General features: G+C 60.6%; 12 protein-coding genes and 1 pseudogene. 9 read left to right on the top strand and 4 right to left on the bottom strand.

Annotated features, from left to right (window positions below; genetic code table 11):
• Positions 1-6: 6 nt before the first annotated feature.
• The gene (gene tssI / locus FJ867_RS21360) at positions 7-2334 is read right to left on the bottom strand and encodes a type VI secretion system tip protein TssI/VgrG (RefSeq protein ID WP_140818516.1); all 2328 of its coding nucleotides are present in this window, start codon (positions 2332-2334) and stop codon (positions 7-9) included.
• 275 nt (positions 2335-2609) lie between these two features.
• Here tssI and FJ867_RS29385 point away from each other — a divergent pair.
• The 8 genes and pseudogenes from FJ867_RS29385 to FJ867_RS21325 form a co-directional block, all read left to right on the top strand.
• Positions 2610-2879, top strand: a pseudogene (locus FJ867_RS29385) (FHA domain-containing protein); the annotation flags it as partial.
• Positions 2880-3659 carry a type VI secretion system-associated FHA domain protein TagH gene (gene tagH / locus FJ867_RS21355; protein WP_318012495.1) on the top strand — a complete coding sequence of 260 codons (780 nt, stop codon included), beginning with the start codon at positions 2880-2882 and terminating at the stop codon, positions 3657-3659.
• Positions 3660-4181: 522 nt separating this feature from the next.
• The gene (gene tssL, locus FJ867_RS21350) at positions 4182-5498 is read left to right on the top strand and encodes a type VI secretion system protein TssL, long form (RefSeq protein ID WP_318012548.1); all 1317 of its coding nucleotides are present in this window, start codon (positions 4182-4184) and stop codon (positions 5496-5498) included.
• A gap of 22 nt (positions 5499-5520) precedes the next feature.
• Positions 5521-9075, top strand: a complete 3555-nt coding sequence (gene tssM / locus FJ867_RS21345; RefSeq protein ID WP_140818510.1) for a type VI secretion system membrane subunit TssM — start codon at positions 5521-5523, stop codon at positions 9073-9075.
• A 158-nt stretch (positions 9076-9233) separates the two neighbouring features.
• Positions 9234-10013 carry a protein phosphatase 2C domain-containing protein gene (locus FJ867_RS21340; protein ID WP_140498305.1) on the top strand — a complete coding sequence of 260 codons (780 nt, stop codon included), beginning with the start codon at positions 9234-9236 and terminating at the stop codon, positions 10011-10013.
• Positions 10013-12439, top strand: coding sequence for a serine/threonine-protein kinase (locus FJ867_RS21335; RefSeq protein WP_140498306.1), 2427 nt, complete (start codon positions 10013-10015; stop codon positions 12437-12439). Before FJ867_RS21340 ends, FJ867_RS21335 begins: the two co-directional genes overlap by 1 nt.
• 104 nt (positions 12440-12543) lie before the next feature.
• Positions 12544-12951, top strand: a complete 408-nt coding sequence (locus FJ867_RS21330; RefSeq protein WP_181165311.1) for a DUF1036 domain-containing protein — start codon at positions 12544-12546, stop codon at positions 12949-12951.
• Complete coding sequence (locus FJ867_RS21325) at positions 12948-15278, top strand: M23 family metallopeptidase (RefSeq protein ID WP_140498539.1); 2331 nt, start codon at positions 12948-12950, stop codon at positions 15276-15278. Before FJ867_RS21330 ends, FJ867_RS21325 begins: the two co-directional genes overlap by 4 nt.
• Positions 15279-15346: 68 nt before the next feature.
• Here FJ867_RS21325 and FJ867_RS21320 read toward each other — a convergent pair whose 3' ends face one another.
• Positions 15347-15880, bottom strand: coding sequence for an OmpA family protein (locus tag FJ867_RS21320; RefSeq protein ID WP_140498307.1), 534 nt, complete (start codon positions 15878-15880; stop codon positions 15347-15349).
• A 259-nt stretch (positions 15881-16139) separates the two neighbouring features.
• Between FJ867_RS21320 and FJ867_RS21315 the strand changes: the two genes are divergently transcribed.
• Positions 16140-16649 carry a hypothetical protein gene (locus FJ867_RS21315; protein ID WP_224619122.1) on the top strand — a complete coding sequence of 170 codons (510 nt, stop codon included), beginning with the start codon at positions 16140-16142 and terminating at the stop codon, positions 16647-16649.
• A 56-nt stretch (positions 16650-16705) separates the two neighbouring features.
• Here the strand turns inward: FJ867_RS21315 and FJ867_RS21310 are convergent, their stop codons facing one another.
• Both FJ867_RS21310 and FJ867_RS21305 read right to left on the bottom strand, forming a co-directional pair.
• Entirely contained in the window at positions 16706-17950 is a 1245-nt protein-coding gene (locus FJ867_RS21310) for a caspase domain-containing protein (protein WP_140560437.1), read from the bottom strand.
• 19 nt (positions 17951-17969) lie between these two features.
• Positions 17970-19076, bottom strand: coding sequence for an OmpA family protein (locus FJ867_RS21305; protein WP_140498310.1), 1107 nt, complete (start codon positions 19074-19076; stop codon positions 17970-17972).
• Positions 19077-19094 lie beyond the last annotated feature (18 nt).

Raw genomic sequence — 19094 nt, 5'->3', positions numbered from 1 at the left:
ATGCCCTCAATTGTTGTGGATGTTGCTTCCTTTGACGACCACGTCGCCACCGGCCTTAATGTTGATCTTGCCACTGCCCTTGATCGTAATGTCCTTGCCGTCGGCAACAATAGTACCGTCCTTTTTCATCGTGATCGACGCGTCGCCGCATTTGAGCGTGATGGAGTCGCCGGCTTCGATCACCAAATTCTTGCCCACCTTGATCAAACTGTCTTCGGCAATCTCGATACCGCTGCCCTTGCCGACCTTGAGGGCATGCGCTCCACCGATGTCAGTGGCATCATCTGCGCCGATCTTGGCTGCTCGTGCCTTGCCTATCTGGGAAGACTGTGCGCCGCCAACAGCGAAACTCTGGTCGGCGCCAACATTGACGCTCTGCGCCGCCGCGATGTCCCAGCTATCCGACGCGCCGATATCGTGGCTCTGCGCCGCGCCGACAGTGACCGACCGTGTAACACCGATGGTGTTCATCTGTGCCCCGCCGACAGAGCGGGTCTCCGCGGCGCCGACGGTGTCGAAACGCGCCGCCTTCACGGTAACGGTCTGGACAATCCCCACGGTCTGAGAATGATTGGCGTCGATGTTCTCCGTCGAGTTCGACACGATATGGATGGCCTCGTTGGCCATGACCGTCAGCGAACGGTTGGCGCCCACCGTTTCGGTATCGTTCGAGCCGATGTTGGTGGTCTGGTCGACGCCGATCTTGACCGTCTTGTTGTTGCCGACGTCCTCGTCGAGGTTGTGGCCGACGGAGTGTTTGGCGTCGTGGTCAATGCGGTCGGACTGATCGTGCTGGACCAGCTTTGTGCGGTCATGCTTGATCAGAAGGTTGTGATCCTTCTGCGCCTGGAAATTGACCAGTTCGGAGCCGGCCTTATCCTCGAACATCAGTTCGTTGTAGCCGCCACCGCCTTTGGAAGAATCCGACTTCCAGCCCGATTGTGTGGCGTTGCCAGGCAGGCCGTAGGGCGGCATCTGCGAGGCATTGTAGACCCGGCCGGTGATGATCGGCAGGTCCGGGTCGCCTTCGATGAAGTCGACGATGACCTCCTGGCCGATGCGCGGTATCTGGATGAACCCCCAGCCACTGCCGGCCCAACTCTGCGACACCCGTACGAAACAGGAACTGTTCTGGTCCTTCTTGCCGACGCGGTCCCAATGAAACTGGACCTTCACCCGCGCATATTTGTCGGTGAATATCTCCTCGCCGGATGGACCGACCACCGTCGCCGTCTGCGGGCCGCGCATGATCGGTCGTGGCGTGGTCCGCGGCGGGCGATAGGGCAAGGCTGTCGGCGCCACACCGAGGACCACTTTGAAACTCTCGCTTTCGACGTCGGCCTGGGCTCTATAGCCGGGGTCAAACAGCCTGTATTCGGCGCTGACCACCAGATATTCCTGGTTCTGGTCTTCGCGCGGAAAACCGTCCAGCTTGAACGTGCAGCCGGAATACAAGCCGCGCACGGTGCCGGCCGCGGCGATGCGCTGGTGCAAGGCCTGGATCTCCTCGCGCCGGATCGAAGCCAGGCTGTCGCCCCGGCTTACTTCGAGATGCGCGCCCGGCTGGCGGTAGTTCTCACCCGCGGACAATTTGTGACTGAACGGCTGGGCCGACTTGGCCATAAGGTCGGCGCCCGGCTTCTTGAAATCATAATCGGTGTGGGCATAGGCGCCTGGGCGCACCGAGCTGCCCGGTATCCATTCGGTGATGTATTCGACGTCGCGCCGGGAGCCCTGACCTTCAAAGTTATAGAGCACTTTCTCGTAGCCCGGCGCAGGCTTCAGCTTGCTCATCGCGTCAGCCAGGACAAGCGTATGCTTGCCGTCATCGTGCTCGAAGAAATAGAAGATACCTTCGTGCTCCAGCAGCCGCTGCACAAAGTCCAGATCGGTCTCGTCGTATTGCACGCAATATTCACGCGCCGGATAGGACCCTTGCAGGCGTAGATCGAATTCGGAGATGCCGTATTTCTTGAAGACATCCTTGACGATGTCGACGACGCTCTTGTTCTGGAAAATATAGCAATCTGTGGTGTTGCCGAGAAACCAGAGCCACGGCCTCATGACGGCCTCGTAGTAGGCTAGCCGGTCCTCCATGCGGGTGAGCCGAAACTCCGACACGATTCCACTGAGCCAGCGCTTTGGATCGGATTCACCTTCGATCGAGACAGGCCCGCCCAGCATCTTCAACGGGTCGATATCGGAGTCTGTGCTCACGAACCCGACCGTGTAGGCAAAGCAACGGCTGATCTCATCGCGTCCGACAAGATGCGTGAAGGTCAGCAAGTCGGAGCCAACCGGTGTGCGGACAACGGTGGCACGTTCATTCGGCATGGGTCGAGCCCCCTCCTGGACGCGGCCGCCAATGTGATGGATTTGAAGTTCCCGCTATATCAACGGTGTCATTAGCGGTGTTACGTTCAGGAACTTTCCAAATCCGCCACGCCAGGCCATGTTTAGCCTACCACATGTTTTCCCGCTGACCAAAGAGGACAGGCGGGCGACAGAATCTTATCCGTCGACTCGTCGGCTTGAAACGCCGCTGTCCTGTTTTGCCTGCAAGCTGCTAGAATGTTGGAGTATCGATCAACGATCGACGGCGATCTTGGATGTACATCAGTCTGCGGATCAACAATGTCGACGCCCTGCTCGCTGGCACCTCGACCATCTACGTGGCGCGTGATAGCGGCTTCGAAATCGGGCGCGATGCTTGTGACTGGACCTTGCCCGACCCCGACAAGTTCATCTCGGGTCGGCACTGCGAGGTTCGATACGAGGCGGGCGCGTTCTGGCTGCACGACATCTCGCGCAACGGGACCTTCATCAATGGATCGAGCCAGCGCATGAGCGGCCCGCATCGGTTGGTCGATGGCGACCGGATGCTGATCGGCCGCTATGTCGTCTTGGTATCGGTCGAAGAAGAGCGCGCCACGGCAGACCACCCCAGCCGCGATTCGACACAGCGGGAAACGCCGGTCGCGACAGGCCGGCCGCTGGAATTCGGAGATGGGCCTTTCTTCGAGCCCGCGCAGCAACGGTCCGCACAGCGCATTTCCGCGCCGACATTCTCGTCGCCTGCCCTGCCCTCAACCAGGGATGAGGTGCTGCGGGAGATCGCGATCGCAGCCGGCATTTCGCCGGAATTGCTTCAATCGCGCGACCCCCATGAGGTTGCCGCCGAAATCGGCGCGGTCTTGCGGGACGTGGTCGAGGAGCTGACCCTGCTGCTGAAAGCACGCGCGGCCGCGAAAATGTTGGCCAAAAGCACACAGCGAACGATGATCAGCGCCGCCGACAACAATCCGATGAAGTTCGTTCCAGGAACCGACGACATCCTGGAAATCATGTTCGCCCGGCGCAGGACCGGCTATCTTGATGCCAGGCGCAGCATCGAAGATGCATTCCGCGATCTCAAGACTCACGAGTTTGCCACTTATACCGCGATGCAAACCGCGCTCTCCCGGCTGCTTGACGACCTGTCGCCCGAGGCGATCGGCAGGAAACTCCCGCCTACCTCGTTTACGAAGAAGAAGAGCCAAGCCTGGGACGTCTATGTCGCGACATGGCGGACCATGGAGGAGGCACATGAAAACGGCATGCTTGATATATTCCTGGCCTATTTCAGCGAGGCCTACGCCAAGGCCGGCAAGCAGAAATAGGAGGTCCCAGGAAGGCACGGCCCCGGGAAACGTATGGCCAAAAAGCATATGGCCAAAAATGCATGGCACGGCAGTCGGCGAAGAAAAGTCTCGCTGACGCCCGGCGTCCGGTTCCAATCGACGATTTCTGAGATTACGATCGCATAAGACAGTTCGCCAAGCGGGTAAGACTCATTGAGCTGAGGGTCTGCGGCAAATGTCATGTCACTGCGTGATAGCATCTTCTAGCCATTGCCACGGCCGGCAGCGGCTGCCTTTCCTTTACCTGGCCGGAAACCGTTCTGCGCCCATCTCACCCCATCGCCGGCGCCCCGCCTGCACGGACGATCTGCGATGAGTTCGAAGGACGACCCCTTCGGCCCGGCGGGCAAGACGGTCATTCGCGCAAATCCGCGGAGCAAGCAAAAATCGACGCTAATTCCCGAGCTGCCCGTCGCGGACAGAGGCCAGTCCTCTCCAATCAAGGATTCGACGGTGTTCGATCCAGGCGGCGGGCGGTCGCCAGGCTGGGCATCCGGAACCATGATTTATCAAGGTGGCCCCGGCGATGTTGGTGCGCCGACAGGCTCTGCTGGGACTGCGCCGAGGACAGGCATCGAGCAGGAAAGCCTATTCAACGCCGGGAGCGGCATCAAATACGCCGCGGCAAACCCCATTCTCGCCGCGGCGGCACCTTTGCTGATGCTGCTCGGACAGCTCAGGCTCTTGCCCGTTGAAAGACAGGCGGCGCCATTGGCGCAACATATCACCGAGGCGATTGAGAAATTCGACCGGATAGTTGAGAAGTCAGGCGTTGCCGAAGAGGATGCCCGGATTGCGAAATTCGCCCTCTGCGAAACCGCCGACGATCTCATCGGTAACCTGCCCTGGCCCAGGAATGACGCCTGGGCGCCACACGGGATGCTGCGGCAATTCTTTCACCTCGAGCCCACCGGCACCGGCTTCTACGAAGCGCTGAACAAGATCCTGGCCAGTCCCGAAAAACACTACGATCTGCTCGAACTGATGCATGCCTGCCTGTCGCTGGGTTTCGAAGGCCAGTATCGAGGCGTGACGCGACAAGACAACAATCTCGAACGCGTTCGTCGCGACGTTTACGAGACGCTTCGCTATTTCAGGCCGCGTTCCGGTGGAGACATCTCGCCGCATTGGCAGGGCCTAGCGGCGGCGATGGCGCAGTCCTCCGCCCCCCTGCCGCTTTGGGTCGTCGCGGCAGCGGCGACCGCGTTGCTGACAGCGACGTTCTTCGCGTTGCGGGTCTTCATCACCAATGAAGGTGAGGCGGTCGCGGGTGAATTGCTGGCGCTCGACCCATTAACACCAGTCGTCATAGAACGCGCCGGCGTGGCGCCGTTGGCTGAGCCGGCGAAAGTCACCCCACCAGCGGCCACCGCGCAGATTGATCGTATTCGTGCGGCATTGGCCAAGGATCTCGAAGGCGGCGGGCTGACCATCGGCACCAAGGGCGACTTCATCGTCGTGGAGATCAACAATCTCCTGCTGTTCCAGTCCGGCAGGGCCGAGGCGAGGCCGGAATTCCAGCCCATTGCCACCGACATCGCCGCGGCTCTGGAACACGAGCCTGGACCAATCCGGATCGTCGGCCACACGGACAATGTGAAACCACGAAAGTCGAGCGCGTTCAAATCCAACTTCGACCTTTCCGTCGCCCGGGCGAAGGCAGTCGAAGTGTTGATGGCAGTGAAATTCAGCGATCCCTCGCGACTGACGGTCGAGGGCAAGGGCGAGGACGAGCCAATCGCCGACAATGCGACACCGGATGGCCGCGCCAAGAACCGCCGTGTCGATGTGATGATCCCCAGGGAGGAAACACTGTGAGCACGGCCCGCTGGAACCACCCATGACGCGTTGGCTGTTGCGGATATTCAGCGTGATCGCGCTGGCCGGCTTCGCCGCGGCAGTGTGGTTTGGCGGGCCATTGATCCGCTTCGCCGACATCCGGCCGCTCGGACCTGGGTGGCTGCGCGCGACGATCATTGGTGTGATCCTCGCGCTGCTGGCGCTTTTTTACGCGCTGCGTTTCTGGAAAGCGAGGAAGGCGCAAAAAGCGCTCGAAGCCGTCGTTGCGCACAATGACGACTGCGATGACGATTCTCGGGTGCTCGAAGCGCGGATGAATGAGGCCGTGGCGGCGCTCAAACGGTCGAGCGGCAAGCGCAACTTTCTCTATGAGATCCCCTGGTACGTTGTCATCGGCCCGCCGGGTGCCGGCAAGACAACGGCTCTGGTCAATTCAGGCCTGAATTTTCCGCTTGCCGGTTCGGGGGACGCCCAACCGGTGGCCGGTGTTGGCGGAACACGTGCCTGCGACTGGTGGTTTACCGATCAGGCCGTGCTGATCGACACCGCAGGTCGTTATACGACGCAGGACTCCAATCCCGAGATTGACAAGAAGAGCTGGCTCGCATTCCTGTCACTGCTCAAGAGGTACCGCACCAGACAACCGATAAACGGCGTCATCCTGGCCATCAGCCTTGCCGATGTGATGAGCTTCGATGATCAGCAGCTTGATGCCCACATCGTCGAGATACGCAGCCGCCTGAGAGAAATTCACGAGACGCTGAAGATCCAGTTTCCCGTCTATCTGCTTTTCACCAAGGCCGATCTGGTTTCAGGGTTCACGGATTATTTCGGCGGTTTCGACGAGGCGCGCAGACGCAAGGTATGGGGCACGACATTCCAGACGGCGGAGCGCGATAGGAACATGGCCGCCGCGGCTCCTGCCGAACTCGATGGGCTGGCGGAACGACTCGCGGACGAGATGGCCGACCGCCTCCAGGAAGAGGCTGATCCGGTCACGCGCATCTCCATCTTCGGCTTTCCGGCTCAGTTCGGCGCGCTGAGGGGGCGCATAACCAGTTTTGTCGCCGGTCTATTCGACCCGTCCCGCAGCCAGGTGAACGCCAGCCTGCGTGGACTCTATTTTTCGTCAGGCACGCAAGAGGGAACGCCCATCGATCAGGTGCTGGGCGCAATCGGCCGCAATTTCGGGGGCAATTCCCGCCCGCATCTTTCCGGAACCGGCAAAAGCTTCTTTTTGCATGATCTGCTGACGGACGTCATTTTTGCCGAATCGGGATGGGTTTCGTATGACAAATCAGCTGCGAGGCGGGCGGCGGTGGCCAGATTTGGCGGCCTCGGTACGATAGCGCTGATCGCTGCTGCCGCACTCGGTACGCTCGCTCTGAGCTTCGCGGCCAACCGCTCGCTGATCGCGTCCGCAACGGTTGCCATGGGCCAGTATCGCGCGACGGCGGAAACGCTGCTCAAGGCGGCCACGGTTACCGATGTGGACCTTGAAAACGTCATCGGCCCGCTCGACCAGTTGCGCGACCTGCCGGCCGGGTTCGAAGCCGCTGAGCTAGCGACACCGATCGGGGAGACGTTCGGCCTCAGTCAGCGGGAAAGGCTTCTTTCCGCGTCCCGGACCGCTTATCGGAAAGGCCTGGAACGCATGTTGCGCTCGCGCCTGCTGATCCAGGCCGAGCGAACGATCCAAGCCAAGATGGGCGATCCCGCCGCACTCTACGAGCCGTTGAAAATCTACCTCATGCTTGGTGGCAAGGCGCCGAAGGTCGATGACGCGCTGATCGTTTCCTGGATGAAGCAGGATTGGGAACAGAACCGATACCCGGGCGAAAACAACCGCGAGGGACGAGCGCACCTCGAAAAGCACCTGCGCGCCATGCTCGCCTTGGACGACGCCTATGACCCCGTTTTCGAACTGAACCAGCCCCTTGTTGAAGCCGCACAACGCTCTCTCGAACGCATGAGCCTTGCCGATCGAGCGACCGCTTTGATCAAGTCGGCGATCTACGCGGCGGCGCTGGAGGACTTTTCCATTTCCCAGCAAGGTGGTCCCGAAGCGCAACTGCTGTTCGAACGTATCGATGGCAGCGATCTGGCGGACCTTCGTGTTCCCGGTCTCTACACTAATGCCGGCTTCAACAGGTTCTACCTTGCCCAACTCTCGCGCATTGCGCAGATGCTCGTCGACGAGCAGTGGGTTCTCGGTGGTGGCGGAGAGCAAGGCGACATCGATCAGCAATTGCTCAGGCTCGGCCCCGAACTTCTCGATCGCTACGGCAAGGCGTTCGCCGCGGCGTGGAACAGCGTTCTCGACCAGTTGAAATTCAAGGCGATGCTGACAGACAAGCCGCACTATACCGCGCTTTCAGCCGCTGCCTCCCCCAGTTCGCCGATAAAGCGGCTGTTTTCGGCGATCGCCAACGAGACGGCGCTGACACGGGACCTAGGTGACGGTCCTGGCGCCGAGACAGAATCCGCGGCTCAAAACCAGCAACGCAGCGCCGCAGAATTAGCCAAGGGCTTAGCCCGTATCGGCATACACATAGCCAACGGCAAATCGCAAATCCGCGCCGGCGCACAGCCCGCTGACGTACAGAACTTGAATCCGGGCGCGAACATTGAAGCGCGATTCAAATCATTCCAGGTCCTGGTGAACGGGCCCGCCGGACATCGCCCGATCGACGCACTAACCCAGAACTTCAGCGACATCTATCAAAGCCTGCGACTGGCCACCGAAGTTCCTTCGCAGGTGGAGCGGCTCAACGGTAATCTGCAGCTACAGATTGCCACCCTTCGCGCCAATGTCTCGCGTCTGCCCAAGCAACTCGGCCGGATGGTCAACACGACGGCAGATGAGTTCGAAGGTAACGTCGCCGAAACCTCGGTGACAAACTTGAACCAGATACTCGACCAGACGGTCACAGCCCCCTGCGAGGCAGCGATCAACGGCCGTTACCCCTTCGACGGGAGCAGCACCGAGGACGTCGCCATGGCCGATTTCGCGAAGCTGTTCGCCCCAGGCGGACTGATGGACCGGTTCTTTGCACAAAATCTGGCCTCGCTGACCGACATGACCGGCCAGGACTGGCGTTGGAAACAGGATACGCGCTTTGGACGCAACTTGTCGAAATCGACCTTGAAGGACTTCCAGTTGGCTGCGGAAATCCGCATTGCCTTTTTTCCATCGGGCGCTTCAGTACCCTCCGTCAGCGTCACCTTCATACCCTTCTCGCTGCATGGCGATGCCGACATGGCCGTACTTGATGTCGATGGCCAGACCGTTCAGAGCAACCAGACCGGAAATGGGCCGAGCACGGTGACTTGGCCGACCGGTACGGCTACCCCATCCGCGAGCCTCAGCCTGACACCAGAAATGCCAGGGCGCCAGTCCGCCATCACGTTCGAAGGGCCGTGGGCCTTGACGCGGCTTCTGAACAAGGCGGCTATCACGGGCAACGAGGGCAGCATGCAGGCCCACTTCGTGATCGGCGGGCGCGACGTCACCTACACGATCCAGACAGGGTCCGGCACCAACCCCTTCCTGCTCCCTGCCCTTTCCGAGTTCACCTGTCCCAAGGCGTTCTGAGATTGAGATGATCCTGGGCAGTAAGCCGCAGAAGCGCAAAACCAGGCACACACATATTTTAGTTTTCGATACTTTAATGTTTGAGCCTGTGGCAAAGTGGCACGAACGCGCCCGAAGGCGCGTCGCGGAGGACGCTGGGTGAAGCGTTTGGTGGCAAATTGAACAATGTCGCCCTTCCCATTGAAAGCTTCGGCGTGAGCCACAGAGGCTGTGTGCGGGAGCTCAATGAAGACAACTACCTGGTCGAGCCCCAGGCTGGCCTGTGGTTGGTCGCCGACGGGATGGGTGGTCACGACGCCGGAGAAGTCGCTTCAGCCAGTATCGTCAATCATCTGGCAACGATCGGGATTGCCAGCTCCGCACCGGATCTTCGGGCGCGCTTCGAAGACAGGCTGAGCAGGGCTAATGCCGAGATCCGCCGCATATCCCAGTCTCGCGGGATAACAATCGGCTCAACTTTTGCCGCCCTGCTTGCCATAGACGGGCGGTTCGCCTGCCTCTGGGCTGGTGACAGCCGCGTGTATCTGATCCGCGAGGCCTCGATCTCGCAAATATCGAAGGACCATACTGAGGTTCAGGAACTCATCGATAAAGGCATGCTCACCGAAGCCGAAGCGCTCACCTGGCCGCGCCGCAATGTCATTACGCAGGCAGTCGGCGTCAGCGACGAGATTGTCATCGATTTCCAGCAAGGTGAAATCCTGCCGGGGGACATCTTTGTGCTGAGCACCGATGGCCTGACGGCGCATGTCACTGATGCTGAGATCAAGGCTGCGACAGTGTCCGCGACACCTCAGTCGGCGTGTGAAAACCTGCTGGAAACGGTTCTGGCGCGTGGCGGAACAGACAATGTGACCATCGTGCTTGTCAGGGTCGCGGGCGGATACGATAGCCAGTCGCCCCGTCCAGCTGCGTACAAAGCGCGGGGGCGGGGCTGATGAGCGCCGACGACAAGACGCGGATATCGCCAGGCGCGGCCAACACTGCCGTGGGCACGCAACTGAGCGGTATCTACGAACTTGACGAGCGGATCGCATTCGGGGGCATGGGCGAAGTCTACCGGGGCCACAACATCCAGACCGGCGACCACGTTGCGATCAAGATCGTTTTGCCGGAATTCGCGCGCGACCAAACGATCTTGTCCCTGTTTCGCAAAGAGGCAACTATCCTGAACCACCTGTCGCATGACGCGGTGGTGCGTTATCACGTCTTCACGATCGATCCGGGGATCGGTCGTCCGTACCTCGCCATGGAATTCGTCGATGGAGCGTCGTTGTTCGACATCATGCGACGTGGGGCGATGCCGACGGGAGAGGTACGAAAGCTGTGCCATCGCCTCGCTTCCGGTCTAAGCGCCGTGCACCAGGCCGGAGCAATACACCGCGACCTCTCGCCGGATAACATTATTCTGCCGGGGGACCGGGTTGACCGTGCGAAGATCATCGATTTCGGCATCGCACGCTCGGCGACGGTGGGCGGAGAGACCCTGATAGGCGGAAGGTTCGCGGGAAAGTACAACTATGTTTCGCCCGAACAACTCGGGCTCTACAGCGGCGACGTCAGAGAGCAGTCCGACATCTACAGCCTTGGGCTGGTATTGGTTGCCGCCTTGCGCGGCAAGCCGGTCGATATGAGCGGCTCGCAGTTCGAAGTCATCGAAAAGCGCCGGACCGTGCCTAATCTCTCCGATATCGATGACGATTTTCGCGGCATTGTCGAAGCCATGCTTCAACCGGATCCGCGAGACCGGCCCGTCAGCATGGCCGAAATCGCCAGGATGACACGTGACGACAACGAGGAGACAATCCCGCCGACTTCCCTCACACCCCGCGTTAGGCCGGGTTTGCCGCCGATAGGGCAAGCCGCTGCTCCAGCCAGCAAGAATGAGGTCGAGCGGCACGACGACGCAGACGCGACGGGTTCAGGTAGGCCGCGCTTCGTCCAGCATGTGCGGCCCGCGCATTTGTCTGGACCGCCGCGCCCGCCCCCCCTCGGCGCTGCACGTACGGCCATGGCCGAGGTGCCTGGCAAATCCACAAGGACCCGAACGATCGCGCTCTGTGCCTTGGCGGCGCTAGCCGTGGCCTCTGGAGGCGGCCTTTATCTGGGCGGCGTCATGACGCCCGCGACGCCGACTGTCGGCAAGACGTCGCTTTCCGCGGCAGAGCCAGCAAAGCCCACGCCCCAAACGTCACAGCCCGCCGCTACGCAGGATGTAGCGAACGCGCCCGAGCCGCCAAAGGTTGTTCCGCCGGCGCAGCCGGAAACGCAGGCCGGCACACCGCCCGCCGAGGATAAGCCACATGCTGTGGCAGCTCAAAGACTGCCGTCGGCCAAGCCCGTCGACATACCTCTACGAACCGAGGCGCCGCCGAAGCCAATCGCGACGAACGCGCCGCCGCCCGAAAGGGCATCGCCGGCAATCCAGCCCGACACGACGGCCAGCGATAGGCAAAAGCCGACTTCGCCCGCTACGACCGCTCCAACCCCGCCAGAAGCCGAAACGGTCCAAACTCCGCCGCCGGCTGAGACGGAGGTTGTCGAGACCAAAAAGCCCGAACCACGGGCCAGCCCGCCGGCCGCCCCAATCCCGGAACTGAAATCGAATGCAGGTCCAGCGGTGGATGCCAACGGCAACAGCCAGATTTCTGCATTGCCGACAGGCAAGCAGCCGAACCAACGCGTTGTAGCGTTGAACGTGCCCAAACCAGCGATCCCCCCGGCGGTCGACGATATCGCTCAACGCGTCGCCTGGGTTCGCGCCTTCGGCGGCGGCGACTGTTTCTATGCCGCCGTCACATCTGCTACCGACAAGGCCGCCGCAATCGAAGGATTTGGCACGGCCGTCCAGCCATTCGAACGCATGCTCGGCGATTTCCAGGCAAAATTCCATGTCGAGCCAGACATCAGCGTCCGCCTCATTGAGCCAAGCCAATGCGAGGTAACCAATTTTCTGCGCTTTCTGGGACAGACCGCGGCCGACCAGCCGCAGCTTGTTCTCGACCGAACATCCGTGCCGAACGGTACGCCGATTAGCGGTACATTGGTAACGCGCAGAGGACTCATCTCCAGCGTTCTGCTGATCGACCACAAAGGAATGGTGTTCAATCTCGACGACCGCATCGTCACCGGGTCGGACAAGGCGACCTTCAGGATCCCGATTGGTCTCGGCGCGGCCGATAAGGCTGCTGGAAAGTCCGTGCCGCAGATAATACTGGTGATCACGGGCCCTCGCGACATTCAGTCGGCTGCCTTCTCCGATCCCACGCCGGCTTCGGCGCTGTTGCCCAAAATCATCGAGGAAGTCGAGACCGACGGATCTCGGTTCTCAGCCACTGCCAAGTATTTCCGGCTCGGCGGATAGCGTGGGCCTAGCATGGAACGCCGCCGCTGGTGTTTGACCGCTTGGTCTGCCCTGCCCGAAAAGCAGCAGGTCCGGTTCCAGCCCTATCTGCCCCGAGGGCGCGCATGAAACTCGCGATTATTTTGGGCGCTCCCCTCGCCCTGCTGTTGTCCAGCCAAGCGCGAGCCGAGTTCACGGTCTGCAATCAGACACTCGATGTCGTCAATCTCGCCGTCGGCCAGAAGGTCGACAATGCGGACCAGACCGATGGATGGTGGACCATCGGCGCAAACCAATGCGTGAACGTTATCCGGGAGGAACTGACCAACCGCTACGTCTACATCTATGCAACTGACGTGTTTGGTCATGCCATCCTCGCCGGATTGACCGAAATGTGCATCGAACGGCGACGTTTCTCGATCCGCGGCAGTGACGAATGCTGGCAGCGCGGCCACATCACCGCCCGGTTTCTGGAAGTCGACACCCTCGAACAGGTGCGGTGGACCTTCTTCCTGACCGCAAGCAATCCGTGACACACCATATCGACACGAGCTTCAGACAGAAGAAGCAGGCGCGCGCCGCCCTTCGCAGGCGCACGCTATGGCGTAGATTGATGGTGGGTTTGACCTCGGCTGTGCTGCTTTGCGTGGCCGCCGGTTTTTACCTGACCGCGGACTATTGGTCATTCGGCGACGAAGACGAGGAGTTGCATGCGGTCGAGGGGGCGGACGATGTGCCGGCCGACGCATCCGTCTACGTGCCAGCGCTGATCGATCTGGCGGGGGACCCGATGTGGATCACCCTTGCGCCAGATGCCGGCGCCGCAACCAAAGGCCGAGTGGTCCCGCGTCCGGCAGAACTCGATCAGGCCGACGTTTCTCCCCAGCTCGAAGTCCTGTCAGACGTCATGCTGAGCGCCAGCGAAAAATTCATGACGACGATACCGTCGACGCAGGAGGATTTCGCATTCTTCCAAGCGCAACGAAAAACCGCTGCCGCGCCATCGGGCGATCTGGAGAACGATCTTCAACCCTCGCCTCCCGCCAGGGAACTTGAAGCGGCTTCCGGTCAGAAAGCCGACAGCGACGATCCCGAAGCCGGATGGGGTGAGACGATCGATGCAGGCGATGCAGCCCTGCCGGCATTCCAGAAGACCGAGATCGAGAACAACACGAGCGTCGTAGCCGTCACCAATGAGTACCAGCGATTCGCGGCGACCGAAGACACGTTCGTAAAGGTTCTCAATGATCGCAGTCTGGACAGCGTAGCGTTGGATGCGCACTTCTCCGCGCAGGATGCCAAGCTGGCAGGCGAGGCCCTGAGCGCGCTTTTCCACCGGGACGGCCTGGCAGCGGGTTACGTCGTTGCGATGCGAGGGTTCAGGCCGACGCGCGACACGAGCGCAATGTCCCTGATGCAGGTTTCGATCTACGCCAAGAACCTGTTCGTCGGCACGCTGACGCGCAACGGCGCGGGCGCCTTCGTGTCGGGTGTTGATCCCTGGGTTCGCGAAGATCTGTTCAACTATTCGGGCGCACAGGAAGAAGGTACGCATAAACGACAGTATCGTCTGCTCGACGCCATCTATTCGACGGCAGCCCGCAACAATGTTCCAACCGGCGTGATCGGCGAGGCGATCATGTATCTTTCGAGAGGACAGGATCTGGACGCCTTTGCAAGCGAGGACCAGCGTCTGGTGATGATCTATTCACAGACGCCCAGGGGCAAGGACGAGGGCGCGGGACGGGTTCTGTATGTGGGCGTGCAGGGGAGCGAGAAAAGCCTCGACTGTTTTGTCTTCCAGCAAAGCGACGGCCAGTTTGCGTGTGTTACAGGTGACGATCAGGTACGCTCGCTGACAGTCACCAACGGCATGGTCACGCCGGTGAATGGCGTCATGACCTCCACCTTCGGACCACGAAAGCACCCCATTCTGGGGACCGTGCGCATCCATAAGGGCGTCGATTGGGCGGCACCCGTCGGCACGCCGATCGCAGCCGCCTTCGATGGCGAGATCACCTTCCAGGGCGATGGGGGAAGCTACGGCAATCTGGTCAAGATCTTGCACAAAAACGGCCGCGAGACGCGTTATGCGCACATGCAGAAATTTGCAATCGAAGCCGGCGTCGGCACCAAGGTCAAGGCAGGCGACGTCATCGGCTATATCGGCACCACCGGATTATCGACCGGCCCTCACCTGCATTTCGAGCTTTACCAAAACGGCGAGGCGATCGACCCCTTGGGCACGGTTACCGCGGTCGCATCGAACGATTCCGCGGTCGAAACGCTCACCGAGCGCATCGTTCACGTCGAAAGTGGCGGTAGTGCTCGCGCCAAGAATCCTAATTCTTCCGCGACGGGCGCCGGCCAGTTCATAACCAAGACCTGGATCAGGATGATGAATACCTACCGCCCGGAGCTTGCACGCACGCTGTCGACCGACGACCTACTCGCCCTGCGCTACGACGCCACGATCTCGCGAGAGATGGTGCGCAACCTGGCGCGCGAAGGCGAGGCCTACCTGCGCCAGCGCGGCCACCAAATCACGGCCGGCCGGCTCTATCTCTGTCATTTCCTTGGAATGGAAGGCGCGCATCAGGTTCTGTCGGCATCAGGTTCGGCGCAGCTGAGCGCTGTCCTGGGGTCGGCCGTCATCCAGGCCAACCCGTTCCTCACCGGCAAGACAGCCAGCTACGTGGTGGACTGGGCCGAAAGAAAAATGGGCCAGAAGCTGACTCATCTGGCAACCGACGCCGGGTCACAGACAACGACCACCGAAATCCGTCAGACGTCGCCGGAGTTCGAAAAATACAAACAGGCCATCACTGCTCTCATGGGCTCGATCTCAAATACGCTCTGAGCGTCAGGTCTGGCATGAGTTTCTTGCGCAGAAGGGTTCCCCCTCGGTTTGCCGCGCAGTTTCGACGGTTATTGCGTTTTTATCCGCATTTCCACGCGGCGGTTGGCAGGATCGTACGGGTTGGCGTTGCGAGGGTTCTTCTCGCCCATGCCGACGGCGTTGATGCGCGCGGCCTCGACACCGCTGGCCGTCAGGAAAGCTGCCACCGATTTCGCTCTTCGTTGTGACAGACCTTCGTTGTAGCGCAGCGTGCCCGTCGCATCGGTGTAGCCTTCGACGACGAAGTTGAACGTGCTCAGCCGGTTGTCTTTCAAAGCCTTGGCGAACTCTTCGAGCTCAGCGCGCGCGGTTGCGTCGAGTTGGGCCGAATCCAGCCCGAAATTGATCAGCATGTCGAGGTTGGATCTGCCTTCCTGCTGCCCATTGGTGTTGCTCTTGTTGCACTCCTCTTCGGAACCGACACAAATTCCTCGAGATTTGCCAAGATCGGCTGCGCCGGCAAAAAACTTCACGATGTCTTCTGATTTCCGAGCCGGATCGGCGGAAGCATGGTTCGAGAAAAACACGACCGCCAACACAAAGGCTGAACGACTCCACTGCATAGCGCTCCTCCTGTTTGAGTATCCGATTTTGATCGACCGCGAACATATCAAATTCCAGCGCAATTGTCTGTGGCCAAACGTTGGAGGTGCGATAATCGCGACTGTTTTGGCCGTGGCACGGCTTGAGACTTGACCCGCGCCGTGCCTGAGGCTTGAGTGGCCAAAGTTCCTCGATGAAAGCGCGGCGTTCATGGCCCATGGGCTCCGATTCAAAACGGCACGGGATCTTTTCGCAGCTTGTCCCGCTATCACCAGGGACATGCGCACTCCTCCGACCGAACAGCACTCGATCGCGTTTTGCCGCGACCTCCTCGCCGGGCGCATTCCTGAGGAAGCGATTACATTTTGCGCCTACCTGCTTCCCGAGCGGGCCGCAGTCTGGTGGGCCCACGAATGCCTAAGCCATCTGAGCGACCTCTTCGATGAGACCGATCACCGGTTGCTCGGTCTTGTCCGCGACTGGGTGAGCGAACCCGACAGCCCCCGCCATCGAACAGAGATCAGAGCCGCCGCGGCGAAATCGCCAACAACCCCGGTCGGCTGGATTATCCTGGCTGCGGGATCGCGTGAAGATCGGTCAGCCGTGGCCGCGATGCCGGCACTGGATTTGCAACCTTCTCCTGCTGCCTATGCAATCAATGCCGGAATTCTGGCCGGTCTGGCACGCGTGGCGCTCGTGGACCGTTTCTCGGTGCTGTCGGCGTTCGTCGAAATCGGTATCCAGATGGCCGAGATCGAGGCCCTCCACCAGTCAACGGATGCATCTTAGGGGCACTCGCCCACACGACCGGCACCCACAGAACTGGAGGACGCCCTCCGTCCCGCCTACTTGCAACCCCCTTGAGCCCATTTGGCGAGCGCCACCTTGAAGCGTGTCCCAAGCGGATGCTGCAAGCGCAGAACGGAGACATCGTTGGCGGCGAAATTCTTCGCCTGATCACACAGTCGGGTCTCGTTCCACTCATGGCAGCCGTCGCAGTGCTTGCCCTGCCATACCGAATTATCGAGGCCCTCCACCGGACTGAAGCGTGGCTCGCCTTTTATGAGCTCCGCAATACTCTTCCCATCGATTTCGGGGTCGCCGAAATCGATCGGAACGTCGAAAAAGATCGGGTCGTCAGAGGCGAGTTTTGGGATTTTCTGACGGAGCACATTGAGTGCGAGTTGGGCGTCATTGGCGGAGCTCGACGGATTAGCAGTGGCATTGCGCGTATCCGAGCCGCCTTGCGGTCCGGGAACGCCCGCCTCACCGACGATCAGCGGTGCGTTGAGATCAACCTTGTGCAGGACGACCTCGGTGGTCAGCGAGACGTTGCTCCAGGGGCGCTGCTTGCTAGCGGTTGCCTTGAACACATCGGCGGTAACACGGTTCATCGCCTCAGTGATGGACACATTTGTCTCGCCAATGTGCGCAAGCAACGCCGAGGTGAACGGCGAATGTTTGCCGGATCCGTCATAGGCGACCTGATTTGGACTGGTGGCGAACGCGACAAGCGTACCGGCACCGCCATTCTCGATCGAGATTTCCGCAAGGCCGCTTTTTGCTCCCCTGACGCCGGCGGTCTTTGCCAGCACCTCGGCTAGAGGATTGTCGCGACAGGCGTCGAGGAAAATAAGCCTTATGCTGGTCTCGCGAGACATCTGTCGCAGAACGAAATCGACAGGCACCGCCTCGAAGTCGAGCGAAGTCTCGTCCTCCAGGGCGGCATCGATCGGAAGAAGGTAGTTGCTGCCTGAAACCTGCAAGCCATGGCCCGCATAGAAGAAAAGCGCGATGTCCGCCCCGCGCACCTGCTTTGCGAACTGCGCTATTGTCGTCTGGGTCTGCAACTTGGTCAGGTCGAAGCCGGAAACGACGTCAAAACCAAGACCCTTCAGGCTTTCGGCCATGGCTTTGGCGTCGCGCACCGGATTGGCGAGTGCCGGGGCGTGCTGATACTGGGAGTTGCCAAGCACCAGCGCTGTACGGCGCTCGGCATCGGCTGCCGTCAAAGTGAAAAGCAGCGCAACTGCCGCGAGCCCGATTGCGCGCAGAAGGCTACTGCGACGGGCGATCAGATCGAAACCCACCGGGACAACAGATCCTTCCTCAGTTGACGAGCTTGGTGGCGGAAAACTCAATGCGCCGATTGAGCGCCTTGTTCTTCGGCGTGTCGTTGCCGGCGACTGGGCGTTCCTCGCCGTAGCCGGTCGCCGTGATCTGCGTGCGCGGAATGCCCGCTCCAACAATGGCGTCGGCCACTGCCTGGGCCCTGCGCTCCGATAAGCGCTTGTTCTCTGCAACCGGTCCATCGGCATCGGTGTGTCCGGAAACTTCGACCTTTAGGCCTGGGCATTTGCTGACGACACCGACGACCTCAGCGAGGAGCGGGCGGCTTTGGGCATCGAGCCGCGCGCTCGCGGGGCGAAAATAGATCGCCCCGGTACGGGACAGCACCGCAAACCTGTTGAGGCATTCCTCATCGTTGAAGTTGGTCTTCGTCGCATCGGTGGCGACGGGCCCGACCTCGGTGCTTGTCGCAACGGTCTGGGCGGGGGGCGGCTTGCTTCCGTCGGCCGTGAACACGAAATCGAACGACACCGATGCGGTAGGAACAATGTTGGTCACACTGGCCGCCTGTTGGAGTTTGTCGACATTGGGCAATAGACCGAAGTCTTCCACATGCACCGCGACAGGGGCCTCCGAGGCGACCGACACCATGGTGTCGCTGACCATGGTCACCACGACATTGGCCTCAAGATCCTTGTCGACCCCATGCAGGTTGAGACGGAATGGAAGAACCGCCTTCATACGTCGCTTGGTGGCGAGGTCGGCAAATGCCGCCGGATCCACTTTCGCTGTCAGTTCGGCGGTTGGAAACTTGTAGGTCTCAAAGAAGAGGAACCGCATCCGGACATTGCGCAGGTCGACCCCGGTATCGACTGAGTTGAGGTCAAAGGAGACCTTGGCGTCGCCGGTCGAAGTGAGGCTGCCGGAAATATTCCTGATCTTGTTGGTTTCGACGATCGTGTTCTTCTTGACCGACTGATAGGTGAGGACCGAAGCGGTCGGATCGAGCGCCCAGTTCGTCTGCGCGTTCGCCGTTCCCAGTCCGGGCAAAAACAACACGAACAACGAAACGATCAAGCCAAGCGTCTTCGCGGCGACTCTGCTTCTTGACCGTGCTTTGCGCCAGACTCCGAGAACTTCGAACATGGCTCCCCCTGCCTACGA

The sequence above is a fragment of the Mesorhizobium sp. B2-5-3 genome (genome assembly GCF_006441005.1).
In the GTDB taxonomy this organism is placed as follows: Bacteria; Pseudomonadota; Alphaproteobacteria; order Rhizobiales; family Rhizobiaceae; genus Mesorhizobium.
This window is presented reverse-complemented; position numbering and strand designations above follow the sequence as displayed.

Excerpts from the sequence above, each read along its gene's own strand:
- tssI (WP_140818516.1), bottom strand. The coding sequence starts at position 2,334 with ATGCCGAATGAACGTGCCACCGTTGTCCGCACACCGGTTGGCTCCGAC.
- tagH (WP_318012495.1), top strand. The coding sequence starts at position 2,880 with ATGCTGATCGGCCGCTATGTCGTCTTGGTATCGGTCGAAGAAGAGCGC.
- tssL (WP_318012548.1), top strand. The coding sequence starts at position 4,182 with ATGATTTATCAAGGTGGCCCCGGCGATGTTGGTGCGCCGACAGGCTCT.
- tssM (WP_140818510.1), top strand. The coding sequence starts at position 5,521 with ATGACGCGTTGGCTGTTGCGGATATTCAGCGTGATCGCGCTGGCCGGC.
- FJ867_RS21335 (WP_140498306.1), top strand. The coding sequence starts at position 10,013 with ATGAGCGCCGACGACAAGACGCGGATATCGCCAGGCGCGGCCAACACT.
- FJ867_RS21330 (WP_181165311.1), top strand. The coding sequence starts at position 12,544 with ATGAAACTCGCGATTATTTTGGGCGCTCCCCTCGCCCTGCTGTTGTCC.
- FJ867_RS21320 (WP_140498307.1), bottom strand. The coding sequence starts at position 15,880 with ATGCAGTGGAGTCGTTCAGCCTTTGTGTTGGCGGTCGTGTTTTTCTCG.
- FJ867_RS21315 (WP_224619122.1), top strand. The coding sequence starts at position 16,140 with ATGCGCACTCCTCCGACCGAACAGCACTCGATCGCGTTTTGCCGCGAC.
- FJ867_RS21305 (WP_140498310.1), bottom strand. The coding sequence starts at position 19,076 with ATGTTCGAAGTTCTCGGAGTCTGGCGCAAAGCACGGTCAAGAAGCAGA.